General features: G+C 71.8%; 26 protein-coding genes. 11 read left to right on the plus strand and 15 right to left on the minus strand.

Going from position 1 to position 23,437, the window contains the following annotated elements; genetic code table 11:
• Positions 1-27: 27 nt before the first annotated feature.
• Positions 28-396: a cupin domain-containing protein gene (locus tag ABZ833_RS12810; RefSeq protein WP_361045076.1), complete on the minus strand. Its 369-nt coding sequence runs from the start codon at positions 394-396 to the stop codon at positions 28-30.
• Between the two features lie 86 nt (positions 397-482).
• The gene (locus ABZ833_RS12815) at positions 483-920 is read right to left on the minus strand and encodes a VOC family protein (protein WP_361045079.1); all 438 of its coding nucleotides are present in this window, start codon (positions 918-920) and stop codon (positions 483-485) included.
• Between the two features lie 109 nt (positions 921-1,029).
• On the opposite strand from ABZ833_RS12815, the gene ABZ833_RS12820 reads away from it, so the two are divergent.
• Complete coding sequence (locus ABZ833_RS12820; RefSeq protein ID WP_361046275.1) at positions 1,030-1,941, plus strand: pseudouridine-5'-phosphate glycosidase; 912 nt, start codon at positions 1,030-1,032, stop codon at positions 1,939-1,941.
• The gene (locus ABZ833_RS12825) at positions 1,938-2,981 is read left to right on the plus strand and encodes a PfkB family carbohydrate kinase (RefSeq protein WP_361045082.1); all 1,044 of its coding nucleotides are present in this window, start codon (positions 1,938-1,940) and stop codon (positions 2,979-2,981) included. Before ABZ833_RS12820 ends, ABZ833_RS12825 begins: the two co-directional genes overlap by 4 nt.
• Before the next feature lie 134 nt (positions 2,982-3,115).
• Here the strand turns inward: ABZ833_RS12825 and ABZ833_RS12830 are convergent, their stop codons facing one another.
• Positions 3,116-3,925: a methyltransferase domain-containing protein gene (locus ABZ833_RS12830; protein WP_361045085.1), complete on the minus strand. Its 810-nt coding sequence runs from the start codon at positions 3,923-3,925 to the stop codon at positions 3,116-3,118.
• 147 nt (positions 3,926-4,072) lie between these two features.
• On the opposite strand from ABZ833_RS12830, the gene corA reads away from it, so the two are divergent.
• Positions 4,073-5,209 carry a magnesium/cobalt transporter CorA gene (gene corA, locus ABZ833_RS12835; protein ID WP_361045087.1) on the plus strand — a complete coding sequence of 379 codons (1,137 nt, stop codon included), beginning with the start codon at positions 4,073-4,075 and terminating at the stop codon, positions 5,207-5,209.
• A gap of 78 nt (positions 5,210-5,287) precedes the next feature.
• Here corA and ABZ833_RS12840 read toward each other — a convergent pair whose 3' ends face one another.
• The 3 genes from ABZ833_RS12840 to ABZ833_RS12850 all read right to left on the minus strand — a co-directional run bounded on the left by ABZ833_RS12840 (position 5,288) and on the right by ABZ833_RS12850 (position 7,024).
• A complete protein-coding gene (locus tag ABZ833_RS12840) occupies positions 5,288-5,707 on the minus strand; it encodes a CBS domain-containing protein (protein ID WP_249590581.1) in 420 nt (139 codons plus the stop codon).
• Positions 5,708-5,833: 126 nt separating this feature from the next.
• Positions 5,834-6,238 (minus strand): PPOX class F420-dependent oxidoreductase, encoded by a 405-nt coding sequence (locus ABZ833_RS12845; protein ID WP_249590580.1) that lies wholly within the window; start codon positions 6,236-6,238, stop codon positions 5,834-5,836.
• A 141-nt stretch (positions 6,239-6,379) separates the two neighbouring features.
• Positions 6,380-7,024: a uridine kinase gene (locus ABZ833_RS12850; RefSeq protein ID WP_361045090.1), complete on the minus strand. Its 645-nt coding sequence runs from the start codon at positions 7,022-7,024 to the stop codon at positions 6,380-6,382.
• Positions 7,025-7,149: 125 nt separating this feature from the next.
• Here ABZ833_RS12850 and ABZ833_RS12855 point away from each other — a divergent pair, with 125 nt between their 5' ends.
• The 3 genes from ABZ833_RS12855 to ABZ833_RS12865 all read left to right on the plus strand — a co-directional run bounded on the left by ABZ833_RS12855 (position 7,150) and on the right by ABZ833_RS12865 (position 10,492).
• Positions 7,150-7,845: a DUF2293 domain-containing protein gene (locus ABZ833_RS12855; protein ID WP_361045093.1), complete on the plus strand. Its 696-nt coding sequence runs from the start codon at positions 7,150-7,152 to the stop codon at positions 7,843-7,845.
• Positions 7,846-8,380: 535 nt separating this feature from the next.
• Positions 8,381-8,860 (plus strand): anthrone oxygenase family protein, encoded by a 480-nt coding sequence (locus ABZ833_RS12860; protein ID WP_361045096.1) that lies wholly within the window; start codon positions 8,381-8,383, stop codon positions 8,858-8,860.
• Between the two features lie 141 nt (positions 8,861-9,001).
• Positions 9,002-10,492, plus strand: coding sequence for a glutamate synthase subunit beta (locus tag ABZ833_RS12865; RefSeq protein WP_361045099.1), 1,491 nt, complete (start codon positions 9,002-9,004; stop codon positions 10,490-10,492).
• Between the two features lie 100 nt (positions 10,493-10,592).
• Here the strand turns inward: ABZ833_RS12865 and ABZ833_RS12870 are convergent, their stop codons facing one another.
• Together ABZ833_RS12870 and ABZ833_RS12875 are read right to left on the minus strand one after the other, a co-directional pair.
• The gene (locus ABZ833_RS12870) at positions 10,593-10,808 is read right to left on the minus strand and encodes a DUF397 domain-containing protein (protein WP_249593092.1); all 216 of its coding nucleotides are present in this window, start codon (positions 10,806-10,808) and stop codon (positions 10,593-10,595) included.
• 93 nt (positions 10,809-10,901) lie between these two features.
• Entirely contained in the window at positions 10,902-11,762 is an 861-nt protein-coding gene (locus ABZ833_RS12875; protein WP_361045102.1) for a helix-turn-helix transcriptional regulator, read from the minus strand.
• Between the two features lie 206 nt (positions 11,763-11,968).
• On the opposite strand from ABZ833_RS12875, the gene ABZ833_RS12880 reads away from it, so the two are divergent.
• Positions 11,969-12,394 (plus strand): ATP-binding protein, encoded by a 426-nt coding sequence (locus tag ABZ833_RS12880; protein WP_361045105.1) that lies wholly within the window; start codon positions 11,969-11,971, stop codon positions 12,392-12,394.
• A gap of 30 nt (positions 12,395-12,424) precedes the next feature.
• The gene (locus ABZ833_RS12885; protein ID WP_361045108.1) at positions 12,425-12,892 is read left to right on the plus strand and encodes a hypothetical protein; all 468 of its coding nucleotides are present in this window, start codon (positions 12,425-12,427) and stop codon (positions 12,890-12,892) included.
• A gap of 66 nt (positions 12,893-12,958) precedes the next feature.
• Here ABZ833_RS12885 and ABZ833_RS12890 read toward each other — a convergent pair whose 3' ends face one another.
• Positions 12,959-14,074 (minus strand): acetoin dehydrogenase dihydrolipoyllysine-residue acetyltransferase subunit, encoded by a 1,116-nt coding sequence (locus ABZ833_RS12890; protein ID WP_361045111.1) that lies wholly within the window; start codon positions 14,072-14,074, stop codon positions 12,959-12,961.
• 2 nt (positions 14,075-14,076) lie between these two features.
• Entirely contained in the window at positions 14,077-14,556 is a 480-nt protein-coding gene (locus ABZ833_RS12895) for a thiamine pyrophosphate-dependent enzyme (protein WP_361045114.1), read from the minus strand.
• Positions 14,557-14,747: 191 nt separating this feature from the next.
• Between ABZ833_RS12895 and ABZ833_RS12900 the strand changes: the two genes are divergently transcribed.
• Complete coding sequence (locus ABZ833_RS12900; RefSeq protein ID WP_361046278.1) at positions 14,748-16,649, plus strand: ABC transporter ATP-binding protein; 1,902 nt, start codon at positions 14,748-14,750, stop codon at positions 16,647-16,649.
• A gap of 36 nt (positions 16,650-16,685) precedes the next feature.
• On the opposite strand, the gene ABZ833_RS12905 is transcribed toward ABZ833_RS12900, so the two are convergent.
• The 4 genes from ABZ833_RS12905 to ABZ833_RS12920 form a co-directional block, all read right to left on the minus strand.
• Positions 16,686-16,883 (minus strand): hypothetical protein, encoded by a 198-nt coding sequence (locus ABZ833_RS12905; protein ID WP_361046281.1) that lies wholly within the window; start codon positions 16,881-16,883, stop codon positions 16,686-16,688.
• Between the two features lie 116 nt (positions 16,884-16,999).
• On the minus strand, positions 17,000-17,689 hold the full coding sequence (locus ABZ833_RS12910; RefSeq protein ID WP_361045117.1) for a DUF899 domain-containing protein: 690 nt from the start codon (positions 17,687-17,689) through the stop codon (positions 17,000-17,002).
• A 120-nt stretch (positions 17,690-17,809) separates the two neighbouring features.
• Positions 17,810-19,093, minus strand: coding sequence for a cytochrome P450 (locus tag ABZ833_RS12915; protein WP_361045120.1), 1,284 nt, complete (start codon positions 19,091-19,093; stop codon positions 17,810-17,812).
• 53 nt (positions 19,094-19,146) lie between these two features.
• Entirely contained in the window at positions 19,147-20,508 is a 1,362-nt protein-coding gene (locus ABZ833_RS12920; protein WP_361045123.1) for an amidohydrolase, read from the minus strand.
• A gap of 106 nt (positions 20,509-20,614) precedes the next feature.
• Between ABZ833_RS12920 and ABZ833_RS12925 the strand changes: the two genes are divergently transcribed.
• Complete coding sequence (locus ABZ833_RS12925) at positions 20,615-21,571, plus strand: endonuclease/exonuclease/phosphatase family protein (protein WP_361045126.1); 957 nt, start codon at positions 20,615-20,617, stop codon at positions 21,569-21,571.
• Between the two features lie 45 nt (positions 21,572-21,616).
• Here ABZ833_RS12925 and ABZ833_RS12930 read toward each other — a convergent pair whose 3' ends face one another.
• Positions 21,617-22,678 carry a phosphatidylinositol-specific phospholipase C domain-containing protein gene (locus ABZ833_RS12930; protein ID WP_361045129.1) on the minus strand — a complete coding sequence of 354 codons (1,062 nt, stop codon included), beginning with the start codon at positions 22,676-22,678 and terminating at the stop codon, positions 21,617-21,619.
• 265 nt (positions 22,679-22,943) lie between these two features.
• Here ABZ833_RS12930 and ABZ833_RS12935 point away from each other — a divergent pair, with 265 nt between their 5' ends.
• Positions 22,944-23,429 carry a DUF3574 domain-containing protein gene (locus tag ABZ833_RS12935; protein ID WP_361045132.1) on the plus strand — a complete coding sequence of 162 codons (486 nt, stop codon included), beginning with the start codon at positions 22,944-22,946 and terminating at the stop codon, positions 23,427-23,429.
• Positions 23,430-23,437 lie beyond the last annotated feature (8 nt).

Below are 23,437 nucleotides of genomic sequence, written 5' to 3' on the forward strand. Positions count from 1 at the left end.
GAAGGCTCGTGACCTCGGCGGTCACGGTCACGGGAGCGTGATGTGGTACGCCTTGCGCAGCGTCTCGTGCACGGTCCACGTCGTACGGTCGCCCTCGCGCAGGACGGCCGCGTCGCCGGGGCCGACCTCGATCACGTCGCCGCCCTCGACCTCGATCGTGGCGCGGCCGCTGACGACCACGAAGAGCTCGTTGGCCTCGGTGTCGGTGACCACGCCGGGCGTGATCTGCCAGATGCCGCGCAGCTGCTTGCCGTCGGCCGACTCCCACAGGACCTTGCCGGTGACCTCCGGGGTGCCGGAGACGATCTGCTCGGGGTCGAGCGGCTCGGCCTCCAGTTCGGCATCCGGAATGTGCACGGCAAAGGACGGCGCGAGGGCTTGATCATTCGTGGTCATGGCCGGTCACCCTAGCCGGGCGCCGCGCGGCTCCATGGAAGGGGTCAGCTTTCCCCGCCTCGCGCTCCCTCTCGCCCTCGTCGGTCCTACCCGTCCTCTCCGTAGTGCCGCGCTTCGAAGATGTTCCCGTCCGGGTCGCGGAAGTAGAAGCTGCGGCGGGCCCTGCCGCGGGCGCCGAACGCATCGTGCGAGATGTCCGACACCGGCGTCCCGCGCTCCTCCAGACGGGCGCGCAGCGCCTCGAAGTCGGTCTCCGCCAGGGCGAGGCAGACGTGGTTCACCGGGTGGCCCGCGCTCTTGTCCGCGCCCGGCACGACGTTCATGCGCTCGGCGAGCGTGAGCGGGGCGAGGTCGAAGATGGTCTCCTCGTTGAGCCGCACGGAGGGGAACGCGGCCTTGCCCGCCGTGAACTCGGCGACGCGCAGGGGTTCGAGGCCCAGCACCTCCTCGTAGAAGCCGGCTGCCGCCGCGGGGTCGCGCACCCACAGGACGACGTGGTCGAGACGTGTCGTGTTGTCCGTCATGCCCCTCAGGCTGCTGTCCCGTCCCGGGCGCCGCAAGTGTTTGGCGGGGCGCGCCGACCGCCAGGGATGAGGGGAGACCCGACAGGCAGGAGGCAGGCCCGTGTTGGTGGTGTCCGACGTGGTGGTGTCCGACGAGGTACAGGCGGCTGTGGCGGACCGGCGGCCCGTCGTGGCCCTGGAGTCCACGATCATCGCGCACGGGCTGCCGCGCCCGCGCAATCTCCAGGTGGCCGGTGAGCTCGAAGAAGTCGTACGTGAAGAGGGTGCCGTCCCGGCGACGATCGCCGTCCTGGACGGGCGGCCCCATGTCGGCCTGGACAAGGAGCAGTTGGAGCGGATCGCGAACGAGGACGGCATCCGCAAGCTGGGCCACCGTGACCTGGCGCTCGCGGTCGCGGCGGGCGCGAGCGGGGCGACGACGGTGTCCGCGACGGCGCTGCTCGCCGCGCGCGCGGGCGTGCGGGTGTTCGCCACGGGCGGGCTCGGCGGGGTGCACCGGGAGTGGACGGTGACCCAGGACGAGTCCGCCGACCTGGGGCTGCTCGCCCGGACGCGCATCACGGTCGTCTGCGCGGGCGTGAAGTCGATCCTGGACGTGGCGGCGACGCTGCAGCGCCTGGAGACGCTGGGCGTCGCGGTGGCGGGGTACGGGACGGACCGCTTCCCCGGCTTCTACCTCACCGACTCCGGGCACCCGGTGGACTGGACGCTGCGTACGCCCGGGGAGGTCGCGGCGGTGATGCGGGCCCAGGACGCGGTCGGCGGCCCGGAGTCCGCGCTGCTCGTGGCGAATCCCGTGCCGGAGTCCGAGCAGCTCGATCCCGCGCTGCACGCGCGCGTGCTGGCCGAGGCGTTGGAGGCGTGCGCCGAGCGTGGCATCACCGGGCAGGCGGTCACGCCGTTCCTCCTGGACCAGCTGGTGCGGCGGACCGACGGTGCGTCGCTGAGCGCCAATCTCGCGGCGGTGCGGGGCAATGTGCGGCTCGCGGGGCGGATCGCGGCGGCGTGGGTGGAGCGGTGACGTCGCTGCGGGGTGACGCACGGGGCGAGGGCGGGGCCGGGGGCGGGGGCGGGGGCGGGGCGCTGCTGGTCGTCGGGGACGTCGTCACGGACATAGTCGCGCGGCACGGTGCGCCGCTCGCCACGGGCACGGACACGGCGGCGGCGATCCGTACGGTGCCGGGTGGCGCGGGCGCCAACGTGGCGTGCTGGGCGGCTTCTTGGGGGTGCGGCGACGTACGTCTCCTGGGGCGGGTCGGCGTCGATTCGGCGGCGTGGCACGAGGAGGCGCTGACGCGGGCGGGGGTGCGTTCGCAGCTCGTCGTGGACTCCGACGCGCCTACGGGGACCGTGATCTGCCTGGTCGACGGGGGTGCCGGGGGCGGGGCCGAGCGGACGTTCCTGACGGACAGCGGCGCGGCGCTGCGTCTGTCGGGCGCCGACTGGGCCCCCGAACTCCTGGACGGCGTGGGGTGGCTGCACCTGTCGGGTTACTTGTTCTTCGCGGGCCCGAGCCGGGCGGTGGCCGAGACGGCGTTGGCGGCGGCACGCGCGCGTGGGGTGCCGGTGAGTGTGGATCCGGCGTCGGCGGGGTTCCTTGCGGGGCTGGGGGTGGGGCGGTTTCTGGCGGCGACGGAGGGGGTGGACGTGTTGTTGCCCAGTGAGGGTGAGGCGCGGTTGCTGGCGGGGGCGCCTGGGCTGGGGGGATTGGCGGGGCTGGGGGGTTCGCCTGGGCTGGGGGAATCGGCAGGGCTGAGGGGCTCGCCCGGGCTGGGGGATCCGGCGGGGCTGGCGGATTCGGCGGCGTGGCTGAGCCGCCGGTACCCGGTGGTGGTGGTCAAGCGGGGCGCTGCGGGTGCGGTGGTCGCACGGGGCGGTGAGGTGCGGGCCGAGATCCCCGCGCTGCCTGCCGCTGCGCGGGACTCGACGGGGGCGGGCGACGCGTTCACGGGGGCGTTCCTTGCCTCGCGACTCGGCGGCGCGGGGCTCTGCGAGGCTTCGGCGGAGGGGTGTCGGGCGGGGGCGCGGGCGGTTGAACTGGTGGGCGGAAGGCCGGGTTAGGTTGCCCCGCCCACCCGCCCATCCATCCATCCCTTGTCGCCGCGGGGCAATCGGGCGGTTGGGCGGGTGGGCGGGAAAGGCTTGTTCGGGGAGGGGCGTGCGGGGTCCCGGGGGCTGGGGGCCCGCAGGGGGCGTTACGGCTTTCGGGCCCAGGTGGAGATCAAGGGGGCCGTGGCCAGGTCCATCGGCTCTGCGGCGATGTTCGCGAGGTGGGCGGTGATGTCGTCGTCCGTGGCCAGGCCCGCGGAGGTCAGGGCCGCGCGGGACTGCTGGATCGTGGCCGTCTCCAGGGCCGCGCAGGCGGGCGAGGCCAGGGGGAAGTACACGTCGGCCTCCACCTGACGCAGGCCCGCCGCGCGGAGCAGGCGGGGCAGGCCGCGCCCGTACGCGAGGTCGGTCCCGTACTGGGTGAGCAGCGCCTGCCGCAGACGGTTCGCCAACTGCTCGGCAGGACCGCACTCGTCAGGGCAGGCCAGCGGCTGCAGGGCCGGGTCGGACTCCTCGATCAGCAGACGGCCCCCAGGGCGCAGCGCCCGGATCATCGAACGCAGCGCCAGCTCCTGGTCCGGCGCCCCGGCGAGGACCAGCCGCGCGTGGACGAGGTCGAAGCCCCCCTGGGCGGGCGGCGCGTCCGCCCCCACGTCGTGCCTGCGCACCTCGACCGGCGTACGGGCCGCCGACGTCTGCCAGGAGATGTCCGTGTCCGTCGCGAGGATCCGCCCGGTGGGGCCGACCCGCTTCGCGAGCCAGGAGACGACGGAGGTGCCGCCCGCGCCGACCTCCCAGCAGCGCCACCCGGGCCCGATGCCGAGCCGCTCGATGTGCCGGAAGGTCGTGGGGTCGAAGAGCGCGGAGAAGGCTTCGGAGCGCTGCCCCGCACCCGCACCCGCCCCCTCGGCGTGCCGATTTCGATTGCCGGTCAGATAGCCGTCAATGAGGGTCATGCGGCGATTATCCCAATTGCGGCGCTTGCTCCGGGGAGGCGGCTCCGAAGGTCCGGAGCGGAGTCTTCCGTTCCCACAGGGTCCGACCGCGCCGTCGGAACGTACTGGCAGACTGGCACGTCAAGTCACCGGAACGAGGAGCCACGCATGTCGATGGCAGGCAACCTGCGAAAGGTAGGGAACCTCCGCAAGGTAGGCGGCCTGCGGAGAGTCGCGCGGGTCGCCCAGTTCGTGCGCAAGCACAGCCGTGTCGACCTCAGCCACCCCGCCCGCTCCCCGCTGGGCTCGGCGGTCGTGAAGTGCGTGACGTACCGCGGCGGCGTGCGCCAGGAGGATGGCCGCGATCTCGTCGAGGAGGTCGAGCGCGTCCGCAAGAGCGGTGACGGATTCGTCTGGCTCGGGCTGCACGAACCGACGGAGCAGGAGTTCGCCGGCATCGCCGACCTCTTCGACCTGCACCCGCTCGCCGTCGAGGACGCGGTCCACGCCCACCAGCGGCCGAAGGTGGAGCGGTACGACGAGACGCTGTTCGCCGTCTTCAAGACCGTCTGTTACGTGGAGCATGCCGAACTCACCGCGACCAGCGAGGTGGTGGACACCGGCGAGATCATGGTCTTCGTCGGCAAGGAGTTCGTGATCACCGTGCGGCACGGCCGCCACGGCTCGCTCGGCCCGCTGCGCGAGGAGCTCGAGTCGGCGCCCGAGCAGCTCGCCAAGGGCCCGGCGGCGGTCCTGCACGCACTCGCCGACCACGTGGTGGACGACTATCTCGTCGTGACGGACGCGGTGCAGGCGGACATCGACCAGGTGGAGATGGACGTCTTCTCCAAGGACGGGGAGCGCGCCGACCCGGGCCGTATCTACCAGCTCAAGCGCGAACTCCTCGAACTGAAGCGGGCCGTGGTCCCGCTCGGCCGCCCCCTGCAGATCCTCGCCACCCAGCCGATGCAGGCGGTCGCCCCGGAGATACAGGCCTATTTCCGGGACGTCGACGACCACCTCAAGCGCGTCACGGAGCAGGTCGCCTCCTTCGACGAGCTCCTGAACTCCATCCTTCAGGCCCATCTCGCGCAGGTGACGGTCGCGCAGAACGAGGACATGCGGAAGATCACCGCCTGGGCCGCCGTGATCGCCGTACCGACGATGATCTGCGGTCTGTACGGAATGAACTTCGACTACATGCCCGAACTACGCTGGAAGTACGGCTATGGGCTGGTGGTCGGCGTCATTGCCACCATCTGCTTCTCGCTCTACCGCGGCTTCCGGCGCAACGGCTGGCTCTAGGCTGTAGTGGCCGCCAAGCGACAGACCCGGCGGATCGGCGGGCCGGCTAGGCGGTCGGCGGGGCGAGTGGCGCCGGGGTCAGCCCTTCGCGTACACGCTCTCGACCCAGCTCGCGAGCTGGTCGTCGGCGAGGTGCGTGGCGAGGTCGGCCTCGCTGATCATGCCGACCAGGCGTTTGTTCTCGATGACGGGGAGCCTGCGGATCTGGCTGCCCTTCATCTCCTGGAGGACCTCATCGACGTCCGCGCCCGAGTCGATCCAGCGCGGCGTGCCCTTGGCCATGTCTCCCGCGGTCACCCGCGACGGGTCGTGTCCCATCGCCACGCAGCCGACCACGATGTCGCGGTCGGTGAGGATGCCGCAGAGCCGCTCGTTCTCGTCGCTGATGGGCAGTGCGCCCACGTCGAGCTGGCGCATCAGTTGTGCGGCGCGGTCCAGGGTCTCGTGTGCGGGGATCCACTGGGCGCCGCGGTGCATGATGTCTCCGGCGGTGGTCATGAAGTACCTCCCGGTGCCGGGCGGCCGGCGCGGCGCGGAGGCACCGCTAGTCCCGGCGCCCTTCATTCTCGCCGCGCCTCCGGAGGTCCGCACGCCGGAGCCGGGCGCCCCTGACGGGACAGGGCCTCAGGCGGAGAAGCCGACGATCTTCTCCGGGGTGACCCTGATGATCACTCGGGCCTCCTCGTCCTTCTCGCCGGGCGGGTCGATGCCCAGGTACTTGTGCGAGAGCTCGTGAGGCAGTCGCTTCTCCGGATCGGGGAGGATCTCGGCGACGCCGCGGATCTCGGTCGACGTGTACGGGTTGGCCAGATCGAAGACCGAGATGCTGATGCGCGGGTCGCGTTCGAGGTTGCGGACCTTCTGCCGCCGCGCCGTGGAGGAGAACAGCACGGTGTCGCCCTCCCGTTTGATCCACACCACCGAGTTCTGGGGTGCGCCGCCGGGGCCGAGGGTGGCGACGCTGGCGAAGTTCTTGCCGTCGAGGAGAGTGCGGACCGATTCGCTGAAGTGGAGCGCTGTCGTTGCCATGCCCAGACTCTAACTACATGCACGTGCATATAAAAGGGGTTTCGGTGTTCTTGATGTTCTCGGCGTTCTCGGTGCCCTCGTGCTCTCGGTGCTCTCGGTGCTCTCGGTGCTCTCGGTGTCTTCGAAGCGCCTGGGTCCACATCAGCCGCCGTTCCATGCCGGGTGCCGCGGATCGTCCGCGCGTACGACCACGTCGGCCGCAGCACCGGGATCCGCCTCCGCCTCGTACCGCTCGAAGGCGGGCAGCGTCCATCGCTCGCTCTCCGCCGTACGTCGCCGCAGGGCGCCCGGCGAGAGGCGCGTGTGGACCGTCAGGTCGAAGGGGAACCAGTGGCCGAGCAGGAACGGTCCGTGCAGCAACAGCATTGATCCTGGCTGGAGTTGGACGTACGGGCTGCGCGTCGCGCGGTCCGTTGCCGGGTCCCACAGGTCGGGCAGCACCCTGCCCGTGCCGCCCGGGTCCAGCGGCCCGAAGACCTCGCGCCAGAGCGCGCCGGTGTCGAACCAGCCGCTGTAGTACGCCTCCACGTCCTCCCGCCCGTACTCGAGGCGCAGCGAGGCGGGACGCAGGAAGCCTTCCGTGCCGACGACGAGCGCGGACCGCCCGCGCACGCGCAGCGCGTCGGCCACGCCGCGGGCCAGCTCGCCGGGCCTGCCCGCCGGGGCCCCGTCGAAGGCGACGCGGGGCCAGGGGCTCGCGTCGGCCGTCTTCAGGTCGAGCAGCCGGTCGGCGAGGGTGTCCGTGAGCCGGTCCCAGGTGATCGCTTCGAGTCGCACCCGTCCCATGATGCCGTCCCATGAAGCCGGGCCTTCCTGGCGTTGAAGCCGGGCCTTCCTGGCGTGACGTCGGGCTCCCGCCCCCTCCCTCCCCATGGCGGTACGCGCCCGCCGACCGGGGGAATGAACTCTTCATGGCACCAACTCCCCTCGCCCGAAGAGGACTTCTCGCCATCCAGCCCCTGAAGCGCCGCCACTGCGCGGAATGCCACGGCGGGCCGCTTTCCCTCCTGGTCATCGAGGATGCCGAGCCACGCTGCCTGGACTGCGCCGACCTGGGGCATCTCGTCTTCCTGCCGCGCGGCGACACCGCGCTGACGCGGCGGGCCCGCGAGGGGAGCGGACTCTCGGCGGTGGTCGTCCGCTTCAACCGGCGCCAGGGCCGGTACGAACGCCAGGGGGTGCTCGTCGAGGAGGCGGCGCTCGCGCGGGCCGAGGAGCGGTGCCTCGCGGACGCGGAGGCGCGGGCTCGCCGCCGGGCGCGGGACGCGGTGCGGCGGGCCGTGGAGGACGTCCGCTTCGTGGCGGCCTTCGCGGACGAGATCCGGCGCCTTTTTCCGGGGTGCCCCGAGGAGCGGTCCCGGGCGATCGCCGCGCACGCGTCCGTGCGGGGCAGCGGGCGGGTGGGGCGGAGTGCGGCGGGGCGCGCCTTGTCCGCTGCGGCGGTGACGGCGGCGGTGGTGGCCGCCGTCCGGCACACGGATACGCCGTACGACCGCCTCCTCATGAGTGGGGTCCCCCGAGGGGAGGCGCGCCGTCGGATCGCACCGGCGGTGGATGCGGTGCTTCGGTCCTGGCAGGGGTCTGGGCGGGAGGGGGTGGCGGGCTGAGTCTCCGGCGGGCGTGGCCCGCCTCGCCTTGCCTTTCCTTGCCTCGCCGCCTTGGCAGGGGGCCTGCATGCGCCGGGTCCGGCGGTGTGACCTCGCGGTCGCGACCGCTTGCGCCTACTGAGGCCTTGCCTCGCGTCTGCGCGTCGTATGCGGAGGGCCTGAGCCGCCGCTTCGCGGCGGAGTTTTCCCGCCCACCCACCCGATTGCCCCGCGGCGCAATCGGCTGGGTGGGCGGAGTTCCGCGCGGTTACCCCCGGGGCAATCGGGCGGGTGGGCGGGAGCGATCCGCCGCGCAGCGGGCGGAACAAGCGCAGCCCGCGACGGCAGACAGCCAGCGGCCCACCCCAGGCAGCGGGCGGAAAGCGCACAGCCTCCCCCCAAGGCCCCCCGGCCAGACGCCCGCGTATGCGCCCGCGCGCCCCACGCATGGCCTCCCACCCGGTAAGGGCAATTCACTTGTGATGCGGGCCCGCGCCATGGAGGATCACTGCGGCTCGCTCACCTGACGGCTGCCTTACCGAACGCGGGAGTTGCCATGATCGAGGGACCATACTTCGTGCTCGTCGTGCTGGGCGCACTCGCCTGCGGCCTGGTCGCCGGAGCGTTCGTCGCGTTCTCGACGTTCGTGATGCAGGGCCTTGCCGCGCTGCCCCCGGCGCAAGGCATCGCGGCGATGCAGTCGATCAACGTCAAGGCGCTCACCGCCGGGTTCATGACCGTTTTCATGGGCGCCGCCGGCCTCAGCGCCGTCGTCGCCGTCGTCACCTTCGTGCTCTGGCCCGACGAAGGCACCGTCGAGCTGCTGCTCGGCAGCGCGCTGTATCTGTTCGGCTCGTTCGGGGTGACCATCGCGGCGAACGTCCCCCGCAACGACGCCCTCGCCAAGCTCGACCCGCAGGCGCCGGAGAGCGCGGAACGCTGGCGTACGTACGTCAGCGAATGGACCATGTGGAACCACATCCGGGTCGGAGCCTCACTCGCCGCCTCCGCGTCATTCATCCTCGCCCTGACCTGACCTGACCACCCTCAGGCCCCACCCCCAGGCCCCATCCCACCCCACCCCACCGGCATGCCTCCCCCGCCCACCCGTCGTACAGTGGCCGAAAGCCTGTGAAAGCACGCGAAAGCCCGTGAAAGCACGCGACGGGAGACGGCCATGGCCGACCCCAAGGGCTTCCTCACCACCACCCGCCAGGAATGGCCCCGCCGATCCGTCGGCGAGCGGATCAAGGACTGGGACGAGGTGTACGTCCCCGGCGCCCTGCTGCCCATCGTCGAGCGGCAGGCCGACCGCTGCATGGACTGCGGCATCCCCTTCTGCCACGACGCCTGCCCGCTGGGCAATCTGGTCCCCGAGTGGAACGAACTCGTCTCGCGCGCCGACTGGCGCACGGCGGCGGACCGGCTGCACGCCACGAACAACTTCCCCGAGTTCACCGGCCGCCTCTGCCCCGCCCCCTGCGAGGCGGGCTGCGTCCTCGCGATCAATCAGCCCGCCGTGACCATCAAGAACGTCGAGGTCGCCATCGCCGACCGCTCCTGGCAGGACGGCCTCAACCCGCCGCGCCCACCGGACCGGCACTCCGGCAAGGCCGTCGCCGTCGTCGGCTCAGGACCGGCCGGACTCGCCGCCGCGCAGCAACTGACGCGCGCCGGGCACACCGTCGTCGTGTACGAGCGCGAGGACCGCGCGGGCGGGCTCCTGCGGTACGGGATCCCCGCGTTCAAGATGGAGAAGCACCACCTGGAGCGGCGGCTCGCGCAGCTGCGGGACGAGGGCACGGTCTTCCGTACGTCCGTCGCGGTCGGGCGGGACATCCGGGCCGCGGAGCTGCGCACCCGGCACGACGCGGTGGTGCTCGCCGTCGGGGCCACCGCGTGGCGTGAACTGGACGTGCCGGGGCGGGAGTTGAGCGGCATCCACCAGGCCATGGAGTACCTCCCGCTCGCCAACCGCGTCTGCGAGGGGGACATCGACACCTCCCCGCTGTCCGCCGCGGGCAAGCACGTCGTGATCGTCGGCGGCGGGGACACCGGAGCGGACTGCCTGGGCACGGCGGTGCGCGAAGGGGCCGCCTCCGTCACGCAGTTGGACATCTATGAGCGGCCGGGCGACGTACGCGACGAACTGGCCGAGCCCTGGCCGACGTACCCGAAGGTCTACCGTCTCTCCGGCGCCCACGAGGAGGCGGGCGAGCTGCGCACCGCCCCCGCGGCGGACGCGGACGCGCGCTTGTTCGCCGCCTCCACCCTCCGCTTCACCGGCGACGCGGCGGGCCGGGTAAGCGCCCTGCACCTGACCGAGGTCGAGGCGGACCGCAGCCCGCGGCCGGGCACGCGGCGCGTGCTCCCCGCCGACCTCGTCCTTCTCGCGCTCGGCTTCTGTGGTCCGGAGCGGACGCCGGGCGGCCTGGTCGAGCAGTTCGGCCTGGCCGTCGACGGCCGCGGCACCCTCGCCCGCGACGCGGGCTTCGCGACCGACGTGCCGGGCGTCTTCGTGGCGGGCGACGCGGCCCGCGGCCAGTCGCTGATCGTGTGGGCCATCGCCGAGGGTCGCGCGAGCGCCGCCGCGGTGGACCGGTGGCTGACGGGCGCGACCCGGCTCGCGGCGCCGATCGGCCCGTACGACCGGCCGATGACCGTGTGAGCCCCCGCCACGCGTGGCGGGGGCTCACAGAGGACTCACGGCGGCGTCACGCCAGCTCACGGCGGCGTCACGCCAGCTCATGGCGGCGTCACGTCAGCGCTCACGACAGCAGGAAGTCGGCCTCCCCCGCCTTCGCCCCCTGGATGAACGCGTTGATCTCGCCGTGCGTGTAGATCAGGGCCGGGCCGTCCGGATCGGCCGACTGGCGGACCGCGACCCGGCCGTCGGCCAGCTTCATGGCCTCCAGGCAGTTGCCGCCGTTGCCGCCGCTCCACGGCTTGTGCCAGCCTTCGCTGCCGAGCTCGCGGGCGGGCATGCCGTTGTATATCCGGGAGTCGTCCCGTGACTCGGGGCGGGACCCGGATCCGGGCTTTGACCCCGGTCGCGTACCGGCTCGGTGTCGATCCATTCACAGCTCCTTGCGGAGGTCCCGGAGGAGCTCCTTTGTGCGTTGTGCCGTCGCGGCTTGCGCCGCCATGCGGTCCATGACCTCGAGGTGGGTGGCCACCTCGGTGCGCGCGTCCAGGTAGACCGCGCCGGTCAGGTACTCGCTGTAGACCATGTCCGGCAGCTCCGCCATGGCGAAGCGGAAGAGCACGAACGGTCCGTACGTGCCCGGGTGCGGACCCGCCGCGAACGGCGCGACCTGCAGCGTCACATGAGGGAGTTCGACGGCTTCGAGCAGCTTGTCGATCTGCTCGCGCATCACTTCGGGACCGCCCACAGGTCTGCGCAGGGCGGTCTCGTCCATCACGATCCAGACCCGCGGCGCGTCCTCGCGGGTGAGCAGCGACTGGCGCTCCATCCGCAGCGCCACATACCGCTCGACGTCCTCGGGACGGGTCTGGCCGATCGCCCCGGAGCGCATCACGCCACGCGCGTACTCCTCGGTCTGCAGGAGACCCGGGACGAAGTGCGGTTCGTAGGACCTGATCAGGCTGGCCGCGCCCTCCAGGCTGACGTACATGCTGAACCAGCCCGGCAGGATGTCGTGGAACCGCTGCCACCAGCCCGGCTTGTTCGCCTCCTCGGCGAGCGTCACGAAGGCGTCGGCCTCGTCATCGGCGACGCCGTAGGACTTCAGGAGCAGCTGGAGATACGGGATCTTCAGCGCGACCTCGGCCATTTCCATGCGACGGACCGTGGCGGGGGCGACGCGAAGGATCCGCGCCGCCTCCTCTCGCTTGAGGCCGGCGCGCTCGCGCAGGTCCTGCAAACGACGGCCTAGGACGACCTGGCCGACGGTCGGCGCGGACCGCGGTTCGCTCACGTCCTACCTCCACGTACTCCATGTAATGCCAATTCACTCCGCACCTGGAGCCGTTGCGAGCAGTGTGCCATGTGCCGTCTAGAAGGAACACGCCACTGTGCACTTTTCAGAGTGGGTCTTGCCAAGGTGTTCCCGGCGGGGCGATAGTGGATGGCGTGACTCCGCCCGCGCCGTTACACACAGCTGCCGCCGAAGCCCCTGTTGGCATGACCGCCGACGCGTGGGTCGAGAGCGGCTCCGAGCTCTGCGTCAGCTTCGCGCTGGTGCCACGGCCGGGTTCCGCATCGCAGGCCAGACGACTGGCGAAGGCCCAGCTCCTGGGCTGGGACATCGACGAGGACGCCCGCGACGCCGCGGCCCTCGTGGTGTCCGAGCTGGTCACGAACGCGATCGTGCACACCGCGAGCCACCGGATCGTCTGCGAGCTGTGCACCAGACCCGGCACGCTGCGCATAGCTGTGCGTGACGACGGATACGGATCAGGTGTCCCGCGGCCCGCCCAGGAGGGGCCCGACGCGGATGAGGAGCACGGGAGGGGACTGCTCCTCGTCGAGGCGGTCAGCAACGCGTGGGGCGTGCGGGACGAGGGTCCCGGGGCCGGCCTCACCGTATGGGCGGAACTGCGGGCGTGACGTGACTGAGGGTGCGGGCGTGAGGACGACGTGGACAGGGGGCGTGTGAGCGCGGTGACGGTGCGGCGGCTGTTGGATCTGGACACGCTGGTCCGCCTCGAACGGAGGCGGGCCTTCGCCGCCTCCCCGCCGCCGTCGGCACGGCTCGCCGTCCCGGAGGGGATGTCGCAGCCCCTGGGGTGCGACGCGGTCTCGGTGCCCTCGCGGTTCGGGCCCCGGCTGATGGCGCGGCTGCCTCGTGTGGGGTGTGTGTACGAGGACGTGGATGCCGCGCGGTGGTGGTGGATCGTGCCGGCGGACTCCGATGTCGCGCTGGAATGGCCCTCCCCCGCGTACTACGCCGCGGGGGCCGTGGTGCCGGGCGCCCGGCGCGCGCCCTCGCTGATCCACAGTCCTTCCGGCAGCGAGGTTCCCTATACGCCGCCGATTCCGCTGTATCTGGCGTGGTGCAGGGCCACGGGGACCACGCCTGCGTGGTCCCGGGCGGTGCGGGCCTAGCGTCCGCTCGCCCTCATCACCGGCTCTGCCGAGTTCGTCCTCGAACGCCGGACGGGCTGCATTCATTCAGCCCGATACCGCCGCCTCCACCGCGGCCACGACCTCCCCCGGTGCCTCCATCTGGGCCATGTGCCCCACCCCCTCGATCACCCGGACGGCGGCCCTCCCCTCCAGGGCCGCCGCGTTGGACGCCGGGATCACCTGATCCGCCCCGCCCCACACCGCGACCGTCCGCACGCCCCTCGGCAGCAGGGAACTCACGTCGAGGGCCGCCCCGCCGCCCGGGGCCACCAGCGTCGGCAGGAGGCTGCGGAGCGCCGTGTCGACTCCGTCCAGGCGCTTGTACTTCAGGAGGTCGTCCACCAGCTGCCGCGTCACGAGCCCCGCGTCGGCGAACAGCTTGCTCAGGTGGGGCCGGAGTTCGCGCCGCGTCCCGGCCTCCGCGAAGCCCCGCAGATAGGCGGCGTCCACGTCGGGGCCGTACCCGGCGGGCGCGATCAGCGTCAGGGAGCGGACCCGGTCGGGTACCCCCGCCGCCACCGCGGTGACCACCGCGCCGCCCAGCGAATGGCCCACCAGATGCGCCCGCTCGATGCCGAGCGCGTCGAGGAAGCCCGTGACGACCGTCGCCAGCGAGGCCAGGCTGCCGTCCCCCACCTCCTTGCTGGACTCCCCGTGACCGGGCAGGTCGAGCGCGTACACCGTGTGGCGCGCGGCGAGGGGCTCCTGCACGAAGAGCCAGGAGTTCTTGTCGCCGCCGTACCCGTGCACCAGGACGACCTCCTCCGCGCCACCGCCCGACGTCGCGTACGACAGTGCCCTGCCGCCCACCTCCGCGACGCCGCTCACCGGGCTGCCCTCGTCCTCCGCGGGCACCCCGCGCGCCAGCTGCTCCCGCGCCTCGGCGGCCACGCGCTCGATCTCGTCCTCCGTGACCCCCGGCCCGGCGATGACCGCGATGACACAGCCGACGGGCGCATCGCCGCCCGCCCGCGCGACGATCCTCCGCAGCACGCCGCCCCGTGGCGCCTCGAGCGTGCCCGCGATCTTGTCGGTGTCGATCTCGGCCAGCTCGTCGCCCTCCTCGACCTCGTCGCCCTCCCGCGCGATCCACTCGGTGATCTTTCCGGTCTTCATGGACAGGCCCCATTTGGGCATGGTGACCCGCTCGATGAACGGCATCCTCACGGCTTCCCATCGACGACTGACTTGACGGGCCACTTCGCCGAAGTGGCCTCCGCGTAGACGTTGTTCTCCGCGACGAAGACAGCGGGCAGCTGCCAGACGGATGCGAGGTTCAGGGATTCGAGGGTGGTGCCCTGGTTGCTGCCGCCCTTGCCGTGACACGCCCCGGTCGTGCGCCCGTAGATCTCGGCCATCATCGACTTCACGTCGACGTGCTTGGCGATGCAGTGGCCATGGCCCCGGTGCGTGGAGGCGATGACGTCGCGGTCGTCGTCGAGGTGGGCACAGACCCCGGCGGCGGACGCCTCCTCACCTGCGTACAAGTGGACGAAGCCGGGGATGTCGCCGGTCGCGAACTCCTCGTGGAGGCGCTCCTCGAAGTCACGGATCGTACGCATCGTGCGGTACGCGTCGAGCAGTGCGGGACCGTCCAGGCCGTGCTCGTGCGGGACTTGAGGTGTCCGGAGAGTGCCGGTCACGGAAGAACTCCTTTGCCTGCGCGGGTGCGGAGTTGCCTGCATGGGGTATGGCACTGCGGCCTGGGCCGACCGGCAACAGTTGCCCGGGGTTGCAAGCCCACACAGGACGTACGCAAACGGAGAAGGAGAAGCAGACGAACGACAAACAGAGCAACACCCATGACCGGAGCGGGACTTCGGAGTCGGAGTCGCTGCTCTTCGGCGGCCCCCTGCGCTACGACACCGGCTGGGCCCAGCACGAGGAGGCCTTTCTCCAGCTGGGGTTCCGGTCCATGCTGAAGCGGCTTCCCGCGCTCCTCGCCGCCAGCTTCCGGCTCGCCTGGCAGGCCGACCGGCGCGCCGCACGCATCGTCATCGGCGCCGAGGTGGGCCGCGGGCTCGCCCAGGCGGTGAGCCTCCTCGCGGTCAACAGCGTGCTGGGGCGCCTGATGACCGACGCCCCGGTGGCCGACCGGTTGCGCGGCGCGATGCCCGCCCTGGTGACCGTGGCCTCCGTCCTGTTCGTCGCCGCGCTGCTGCGCGCCGCGTCGACGTACGCGACGGGCCGCCTCGAACCGAAGGTCGAACGCGTCGCCACCGAGCAGTACTTGGAGAAGGCCGCTTCGGTCGAGCTGTCGGCGATCGAGGACGACGCGTTCCACAAGCTGCTCGACACGGCGCAGTACGGAGCGGCCTCCGCCCGCCGCATGATCGGCATCTCCACGCGCGTGGTGAACGCGATGATCTCGCTGATCGCGGCGGCGAGCGTACTGACCGTCCTGCACCCGGTGCTGCTTCCGCTCCTGGTGACGATGACCCTGCCGAGCGCGTGGAGCGCCCTGACCATCGCCAGGCGCCGCTATGTCTCCTTCCACGCCTGGGTGCAGCACGCCCGCGCGGGACGCCTCATCGGCAGCCTCCTCACGGAGGCCCGGGCGGCACCGGAGATCCGGGTGCACGGTGTGGGGCCTTTCCTGCTGCGGCACTTCCGGTCCATGTCGGAGGCCGCGGAGGAGGAGCAGGCACGCCTGGCGCGGCTCGCCGCCCGGACGGGCCTGATCGCGGCGGCGTGGACGGGCGCCGCCACCGCGGCGACGTACGCGACGCTCGGCGGTCTGCTGCTCGCCGGGGCGATGGCGCTGTCCGTCGCGGGCACCGCCGTCATCGCGATCCGCACCGGCGCGTCGAACCTCGACACGCTCGTCCTTGAGGTCAACTCCCTGCACGAGGACGCCCTGTTCGTCGGCGACCTGGAGCGGCTCTTCGTGGAGGCGGCGCAGCGCGCGATACCGGCCGGTGGCGCCGAACTGCCTCCGGATCCACGGGAGATACGGTTCGAGAACGTCACCTTCCGCTATCCGGGGGCCTCGGGCAGGGACGCGCTCAGCGACGTCTCCCTGACGCTGCCCACCGGGAAGATCGTCGCCCTGGTGGGCGAGAACGGCTCCGGCAAGACCACCTTGGTGAAGCTGCTCGCCGGTCTGTACGCGCCGAAGGACGGCCGGATCCTGTGGGACGGCGTCGACGCGGCGACCGCGGACCGGCACCAACTGGTCGAGCGCATCGCGATGGTGGCGCAGGACTTCAAGCGCTGGCCGTTCACTGCGCGCGTGAACATCGCGATCGGCCGGTCGTCGGTGCCGCTCACGGACGACCGGATCGGCGCATCGGTCGGGGAGGCCGGTGCCGGGGACGTCGTGGCCGATCTGCCGCGCGGGCTCGACACCTTGCTGGCCCGTGCGTTCACCGGCGGGCACGAGCTGTCGGGCGGCCAGTGGCAGCGTCTGGGCATCGCGCGCGCCGCGTACCGGCGCGGCAGCATCCTCATCGTGGACGAACCGACGGCAGCGCTCGACGCCCGTGCCGAGCTGGAGGTCTTCGAGAAGATCAGGGCCCTCGCGGGGACGGGCCAGACCGTCATCCTCATCACCCACCGCCTGGCGTCGGTGCGCCACGCGGATCTGGTCCATGTCCTGGACGGAGGGCGCCTGGTGGAGTCGGGCACACCGGACGAGCTCCTGCGGACCGGTGGTGTCTACGCGGAGCTTTACGCCCTGCAGGCCGACCAGTTCACGGCGAAGATCCCCTCACCGAACGGGCACGCCGAGCGCTGAGGGGCGCGCTCGGTTCGGGCCCGCGCGGCGCGCTCACTACGCGGCGGCGGCCACCTCCGCCATGTCGGTCACCCGGGTCTCGCGCACGATCACCAGGAAGGCATCGGAGGCGAGGTCCATGACGACCTCCGCCTCCTGTCCCTCCATGCGGCGGGCGCGTGCGAACTCCTCCGCGGGCCACGATCCTCGCGGCCCACCGGCCGGAAAGCGTTCCAGTACCACTCGGTTGTTCATCATCGTCCTTCTGCTCCCCCGTTGGCAGTCCTGACGGACTCTTATGGAGTAGAACGCGCCGAGGGGTGGAAAGGACTCGCAACGTGACCGACCTGACACCTGGTTGTGCCGGTTCCTCACATCTCGTACTCGTCGTGATACCTCACCCGGCTGCTGCCCGCCGGTGCCCCGATCCCCGCCGACCGGCCCTTCGGCTCCTCCCACTCCTCCTGGCGGCCGAGGGCGGTGAGATCGAAGAGGCTGGAGTACGACGCCACCCAGTCGAGACCGCGGGCGTACGTCGAGTACGTATGGAAGACGCGGTCGCCGTCGCGCAGGAAGCAGCTGATCCCCGGCTGTTCGTAGGATCCCTCGCCCTCGCCGACGGTGGCGTCGAAGTCCTCGTTGAAGTCGCTGCCGTTCGAGGAGTACCACGGCACCGTCCAGCCCATCCGCGCCTTGAAGGGCAGGATCTTGGTGAACGGCGCGCGGGAGACCGCGATGAAGTTCGTGCTGCGGGCCCGCAGATGGGCGAGGTGCCCGATCTGGTCGAGGAACGCCGAGCAGCTGCTGCAGCCCGCGTCCCACTCCGGGGCGAACATGAAGTGGTAGACGATCAGTTGGGCGTCTCCGTCGAAGAGGTCGAACAGCGTCGCCTTGCCGTCGGAACCGTCGAACAGATACTCCTTGCCGATCTCGACCATCGGAAGCCGACGCCGCTCGGCGTTGAGCGCGTCACGCGCCCGGGTCTCCGCCTTCTCCTTGGCGAGCAGTTCCTTGCGCGCGGCGAGCCACTCCTCGCGCGTGACGATGCCGGGAAGTCCCATGGTCCCTCAGTCCCTCCGCCGGATCCGCCTATCGGATCCGTGCTTCTGGGAGGGGTGACCTGCGGCATCACCGGAACTCATCGGTCGCGGCGAAGAAACTTCGAGAAATCCGGAAAGAATCTAGAACGTCACCGGAAGCGCGAGCAGTCCGCGCGCCCGCATCGAGGGCCGCCACCGCAGTTCCCGATGCGGTACGCCGAGTGCGATGCGCGGGAAGCGTTCGATGAGGGCGGCGAGCGCGGTGGCCGTCTCCAGGCGGGCCAGGGGTGCTCCGACGCAGTGGTGGATGCCGTGGCCCAGGGCGAGTTGGCCCGTGGTGTCGCGGGTGATGTCCAGGCGGTCGGCGTCGGGGTAGCGGCGCGGGTCGCGGTTGGCGGCCGACGGGGAGAGCAGCACGGTCTCGCCGGCCGGGACGGTGACGCCGCCGATGGTGACGTCTTCGAGGGGGAAGCGGCGGATGGCGAGCAGGGCGGGACCGTCGTAACGGTTGAACTCCTCCACTGCTGCCGGGAGTTGTGACGGGTCCGCGCGCAGGGCCGCGAGCTGTTCGGGGTGGCGCAGGAGCGCGAGCGTGGCGTTGCCGATGAGCTGGACGGTGTTCTCGTATCCGGCGAAGAGGATCAGGAAGGCGAGCGACATCAGCTCGTCCTCGCTCAACCGGCCCTCCTCCCCCTGCCGCGCCTCGCCCTCGTCCCGTACCGCGATCAGGTCGGAGAGCAGATCGTCGGCGGGCTCCTTCCGCTTCTCCGCGAGGAGTTGCGTGAAGAAGCCGAGCATCGCGACGACGGCCTCCTTCGCGCTCTGCGGCCGCGCGGGGTCGGGCGCGACCAGGGCGTCGGTCCAGGCCCGGAAGTCCGGGCGGTGTCCGGCGGGCACGCCGAGCAGGTCGCAGATGACGGCGATCGGGAGCGGGGCGGCGTACGAGGCGACGAGGTCGGCCTGGCCCAACGGCTCGATGGCGTCGAGGAGTTCGTCGGCGGTGCGCCGGATCGGCGCGCGCAGACTCTCCACCCGGCGCGCCGTGAAGGCCTTGACGACCAGGCGCCGGATGCGGGTGTGGTCCGGCGGATCCATGTTCAGGAGGTTCGCGTCCAGGGCGGGTGGCAGCGCGAAACCCCGGTAGGCGCCCGGCAGCGCATGGCTCTTGTCGAGCGAGAGCCGCGGGTCGGCGAGCGCCGCGCGTACGTCGTCGTACCGCGTGACCAGCCACGCCGGGCTGCCGTCGGGCCCCGCGACCCGGTGCACGGGCGCGGTGTCGCGCAGCCGCGCGTAGGTGGCGTACGGGTCGTCGATGAGGCCCTCGGCGGGGTCCGGCTGCGAGGCGTGCAGCGGATCCGGCTGCGAGGCGTGCGGGGAATCCGGCTGCGGGGCAGGTGAGGGGACCGGCTGCGGGGCGTGTGACATGGCTCCACCCTAGGCAGCCGCTCCCCCGGTCCCGCCCGCAGCCCCCGCCCCCCTCAGCCCTCGTAGTCCTGGATCCGCTTGCCGTGGCTGCGGTCGATCAGGGCGGGCAGTTCGGCGCCCAACTCCGCGACGATGCCCGGCACATCGAGGGTCAGCAGCCTTCGGTCGCGCATCAGGATCCGCCCGTCGACGATCGTCGTGGTGACGTCCGCCGAGCGCGCGCTGTGCACGAGGGTGGCCGCGAGGTCGTGCACGGGCTGGGTGTGCGGCCCGTCGAGATCGACCAGGACGATGTCGGCGCGGCGCCCCGGCGCGAGGCTGCCGATCTGCTCCCCCAGGCCGACGGCCCGCGCACTCTGCAGCGTGGCGTGGTCCAGGGCCTGGCGGGCGGTCAGCCAGGCCGGGTCGCGCTGCGTGGACTTCTGCACGAGTGCGGTGAGCGCCATGGACTCCCACACGTCCAGGGTGTTGTTCGAGGCGGCGCCGTCCGTGGCGAGGCCGACGGGGATGCCGATCCCGCGCAGGGCGCGCACGGGCGTGGTGTCCCAGCCGAACTTGAGGTAGCCGCGCGGCGCGGACGCCACGGCGATGCGGCCCGTGCCCTGCTGGAGGACGGGCAGGTCACGGTCGAGGATGCCGGTGCCGTGCGCGATGAGGACGTCGACGTCGAGCAGACCTGTGCGGTGCAGGATCTCGATGGGGGTGCGGCCGTGGCGCTCCAGGCTGTTGTCGGTCTGGGCGCGGTTCTCGGAGGCGTGCAGGTGGACCATGAGTCCGTGCTCGCGGGCGAGCTCGGCGGTCGCGGCGAGGTCCGCGTCGTCGACGGTGTACGGGGCGTGCGGGGCGAGCGACGTGGTGATGCGGCCGTCGGCGGCGCCGCGCCGCCTGAGCGCGAACTCCAGGGACGCGGCGCGGCCTTCGGGCCCCTGCGAGGAGAAGAAGGCCGCGCCGAGGTTGGCGCGCAGACCGCTCTCCTCGACGACGTCGGCGACGGTGTCCATCGCGAAGTAGTGGTCGGCGAAGGTCGTCACCCCGCCCCGGATCATCTCGGCACAGGCGAGCCGCGCGCCGAGCCCGACGACGCGCTCGGTCAGATTGGACTCGATGGGCCAGATCCAGTCGTTGAACCACTCGTGCGCCGGGAGATCCTCGGCGAGGCCGCGCAGGGCGACCATCGGCGTGTGCGTATGGCAGTTGATCAGGCCGGGCAGGGCCGCCTGGCCACGCGCGTCGATGCGCTCGGCGGCCCGCAGGCCGGCCACGGCAGGGGTGGTGGTCACGGCGTCGATGCGACCGTCGCGTACGACGACGGCCGCGTCGTCGAGGAATCCGATCTGACCCCCTTCGTCGTGGACGAGGGCCGTGCAGCCCGTGATGACGAGGTCGGCGGGGCCGTGCGCGGGAGGCGGCGTCATCCGTCCAAGGTACGGGGAGTGCGCATCCCGTGCCCTGTCCCGCCGCCGGTTTCGCGAGCACGCTGACGTCAACCCACCCACCACGCGAGCACAGTTGGAGCCCGCCATGCTCCTCGGCACTTGGAACCTGGAGAACCTCTACCGGCCCGGCGGCAAGTTCGGGCCCAAGGACAAGGCCGCGTACGAGGCGAAGCTGGCCTCGCTCGCGGCGACGATCACGGCGCTGCGGCCGAGCGTGCTCGCCGTGCAGGAGGTCGGCGATCCGGAGGCCCTCGCGGATCTGGCCGGGATGCTGGATGGCACCTGGCACACCACTCTTTCGGAGCACGCGGACGAGCGCGGCATCCGCGTCGGCTTCCTCACCTCGCTTCCGGTGTTCGTCGTCGCCGACGAGGACTGCTTCCCTGCGCCGGTGCGCCCGGTGCAGGTCGGCGACGTGGGCAAGCCGGTGGCGCGGGCGGGGCGCGGGGTCCTCGCGGTGACGGTGACGACGCGCGCGTTCTTCTTCGACGCGGCCGTCTGCCATCTGAAGTCGAAGCTGCTCTCGTACGGCGGCGGCCGGTTCCAGCCGCGGGACGAGGGCGAGCGGGCCCGCTTCGGGGCGTACGCGCTGTACCGGCGCTCGGCCGAGGCGACACTGGTGCGCTCGCTGGCCGACCGGCTCCTGAAGGGCGACGGCCGCGAGCACGACGTCGTGGTGCTCGGCGACCTGAACGACGAGGTGTCGGCGGCGACGACGCAGATCCTGCTCGGCCCGCCCGGCTCCGAGATCGGCACCCCCGGCTTCGACAAGCCGGACAAGGGCGACGCAAAGCGGCTGTGGAACGTGGCCCCGCTGATCCCCGCCGAGCAGCGCTACTCCCGCATCCACGCGGGGCGCCGCGAGCTGATCGACCACGCACTGGTGAGCCACAGCCTCCTGAACCAGGTCACGGCGGCGGGCACGGGTGTGCCGGGCTCGACGGCGACCGCGCTGCCCTCGGTCGGGGACGGGGATCCACAGGAGCGGAGGAACGCGACGGGCTCGGACCACGCGCCGGTGTGGATACGGATCGAGCGCTAGCCCCGGCTCTTCGCAGCAGCACCCCCGGCCTTTCCCGGCGGCGCCTCAGCCGCGCGGGAGCACCGTCGACAGGACGCCCGGCAGCGGATACCAGTCCGAGGACACGATGCTGGCGTTGCCGCGCGCGAGCAGGGCGACGCGGTCCCGCGCCTGGGCCTCGGTGGGGTTCACGGAGTCGATGGCCGGTGCGACGTTGTGGGCGTCGGACATGACGACGAGATAGCGCCGGTCGGCGTACCACTTGGTGTCGATGGTGCCGCCCGTGTACGTGGACGCGTCGCCGTCGAACAGCACGAACCAGGGCCGGATCGCCGCGTCCGTGTACCGCCCGCGCGGGTCGCCCGCCTCGGCGCCGAGCACGGCGGGGAAGGCCGCGGCCTCACCGAGCCGTCCGGCCGCGGCGAGGTCGCGCAGGTGCGTGGCGTACTCGCGGTCGGTCCACAGGGTGTCGGCGGGGTTGCCCTGCTCGACGGTGCCGGGGATGAGCTCGACGACGAACTTCCCCGCGAGGGCGCTCCGCTGCGGCCAGCCGTCGCTGCGTACGGCCTCGTCGAGGGTGGCGTGGTCCCCGGTGAGCTGGCCGGGGCGGTAGACGGCGTCGCCGAGCTTGCTCTTGAGGAGGGCGTCGAGATCGGCGGGGCCGCGCCCGTTCCTCCCCTGGAACCCGTCCTTCAGCTCGACCTTGACCAGGATGGGCCGGTGGCCGGGGTGGGCGTCGTGCCAGGCCTTCATGTCGGCGAGGCAGCCGGTGAGGCTCTGGTTGCGCGGCTTGGTGCGCAATTCGGCCGGACTCGCGGCGTTCTCGCAGTTGTTGTCGTTCCCGACCGGATTGCTGTGCGAGACCCGCCATCCGCTCCCGAACACATTGGTCCACACGTCGAGTTCGAGCATCCCGGCACCGGAGTCGAGCGCGTCGGCGAAGTACGGGTACTTCGACTTCTCGTAGGCGTTGTGGACGCCGACGCCGGTGGTGGACGCGTACGGCGACTGCGGCGCCGGATCGTCGGCGGCGAGGGCGGTGCCGCTCGCGGAGCCCGTACCCCCGAACGCCAGTGCGCCCGCCGCCGCGACGGCCATGGCAAGGCCTGCCCCAGTACGTGCCCTCATGTCAGCCGTCCCCTCCGTCACTCCGGTCAAGTCCTGCGAAACGTAAGGGAGTTGAGTGTCGGAAGGGAAGACGGCGACTTACGGGCAGGGAGACGGGCAGGGAGAGATATCCAGCCGTGCGGCGGCGCGCGGGAGGGCGGGGGCCGTGGCGTGTCCGCTACCGTCTGCGCCCGTTATGGATCAACGTACGCAGAGATCCACACGCTCGTGGAAGCAGCAGTGGAAACTGATCACCCCCCGTAGAAGCAGAAAGGGATCAGCCGCCATGCCCCTCACCCTCTCCCGCGTCTCCCGCACCCGTCTCGCCGTGACCGCGGCCGCCACCGCGGTCCTCGCCGTCGGCGCCCCGGCCGCGTACGCCTCGCTCGACACCGACACGCGCGCGCACGGCACGACCACCACGTCACAGGTGTCCCGCGGCGAGGCGTACACCGAGACCCGGCTCCTCTTCGGGACCGAACGTCCCGACGGGGGGCCCGATGTGACCGACAAGCAGTTCATGAAGTTCATCGACGACGAGGTGACGCCGTCGTTCCCCGACGGGCTCACGGTGCAGGACGGCCGCGGCCAGTGGCGGGACTCGAACGGCAAGATCGAGCGTGAGCGTTCGTACGAGCTGATCCTGCTGTATCCGACGTCGCAGGCGCACAAGCGCGACGCCCTGATCGAGGAGATCCGCGAGGACTACGTGAAGGAGTACGCGCAGGATTCGGTGGCGCGCCTCGACGACCGGCTGCGCGTGGACTTCTGACGCGTGGA

This window comes from Streptomyces sp. NPDC047525, from assembly GCF_040643025.1.
GTDB lineage: Bacteria > Actinomycetota > Actinomycetes > Streptomycetales > Streptomycetaceae > Streptomyces > Streptomyces durmitorensis.

Excerpts from the sequence above, each read along its gene's own strand:
- ABZ833_RS12810 (WP_361045076.1), bottom strand. The coding sequence starts at position 396 with ATGACCACGAATGATCAAGCCCTCGCGCCGTCCTTTGCCGTGCACATT.
- ABZ833_RS12815 (WP_361045079.1), bottom strand. The coding sequence starts at position 920 with ATGACGGACAACACGACACGTCTCGACCACGTCGTCCTGTGGGTGCGC.
- ABZ833_RS12830 (WP_361045085.1), bottom strand. The coding sequence starts at position 3,925 with ATGACCCTCATTGACGGCTATCTGACCGGCAATCGAAATCGGCACGCC.
- corA (WP_361045087.1), top strand. The coding sequence starts at position 4,073 with ATGTCGATGGCAGGCAACCTGCGAAAGGTAGGGAACCTCCGCAAGGTA.
- ABZ833_RS12840 (WP_249590581.1), bottom strand. The coding sequence starts at position 5,707 with ATGACCACCGCCGGAGACATCATGCACCGCGGCGCCCAGTGGATCCCC.
- ABZ833_RS12845 (WP_249590580.1), bottom strand. The coding sequence starts at position 6,238 with ATGGCAACGACAGCGCTCCACTTCAGCGAATCGGTCCGCACTCTCCTC.
- ABZ833_RS12850 (WP_361045090.1), bottom strand. The coding sequence starts at position 7,024 with ATGGGACGGGTGCGACTCGAAGCGATCACCTGGGACCGGCTCACGGAC.
- ABZ833_RS12855 (WP_361045093.1), top strand. The coding sequence starts at position 7,150 with ATGGCACCAACTCCCCTCGCCCGAAGAGGACTTCTCGCCATCCAGCCC.
- ABZ833_RS12860 (WP_361045096.1), top strand. The coding sequence starts at position 8,381 with ATGATCGAGGGACCATACTTCGTGCTCGTCGTGCTGGGCGCACTCGCC.
- ABZ833_RS12865 (WP_361045099.1), top strand. The coding sequence starts at position 9,002 with ATGGCCGACCCCAAGGGCTTCCTCACCACCACCCGCCAGGAATGGCCC.
- ABZ833_RS12870 (WP_249593092.1), bottom strand. The coding sequence starts at position 10,808 with ATGCCCGCCCGCGAGCTCGGCAGCGAAGGCTGGCACAAGCCGTGGAGC.
- ABZ833_RS12880 (WP_361045105.1), top strand. The coding sequence starts at position 11,969 with ATGACCGCCGACGCGTGGGTCGAGAGCGGCTCCGAGCTCTGCGTCAGC.
- ABZ833_RS12890 (WP_361045111.1), bottom strand. The coding sequence starts at position 14,074 with ATGCCGTTCATCGAGCGGGTCACCATGCCCAAATGGGGCCTGTCCATG.
- ABZ833_RS12905 (WP_361046281.1), bottom strand. The coding sequence starts at position 16,883 with ATGAACAACCGAGTGGTACTGGAACGCTTTCCGGCCGGTGGGCCGCGA.
- ABZ833_RS12910 (WP_361045117.1), bottom strand. The coding sequence starts at position 17,689 with ATGGGACTTCCCGGCATCGTCACGCGCGAGGAGTGGCTCGCCGCGCGC.
- ABZ833_RS12915 (WP_361045120.1), bottom strand. The coding sequence starts at position 19,093 with ATGTCACACGCCCCGCAGCCGGTCCCCTCACCTGCCCCGCAGCCGGAT.
- ABZ833_RS12920 (WP_361045123.1), bottom strand. The coding sequence starts at position 20,508 with ATGACGCCGCCTCCCGCGCACGGCCCCGCCGACCTCGTCATCACGGGC.
- ABZ833_RS12925 (WP_361045126.1), top strand. The coding sequence starts at position 20,615 with ATGCTCCTCGGCACTTGGAACCTGGAGAACCTCTACCGGCCCGGCGGC.
- ABZ833_RS12930 (WP_361045129.1), bottom strand. The coding sequence starts at position 22,678 with ATGAGGGCACGTACTGGGGCAGGCCTTGCCATGGCCGTCGCGGCGGCG.
- ABZ833_RS12935 (WP_361045132.1), top strand. The coding sequence starts at position 22,944 with ATGCCCCTCACCCTCTCCCGCGTCTCCCGCACCCGTCTCGCCGTGACC.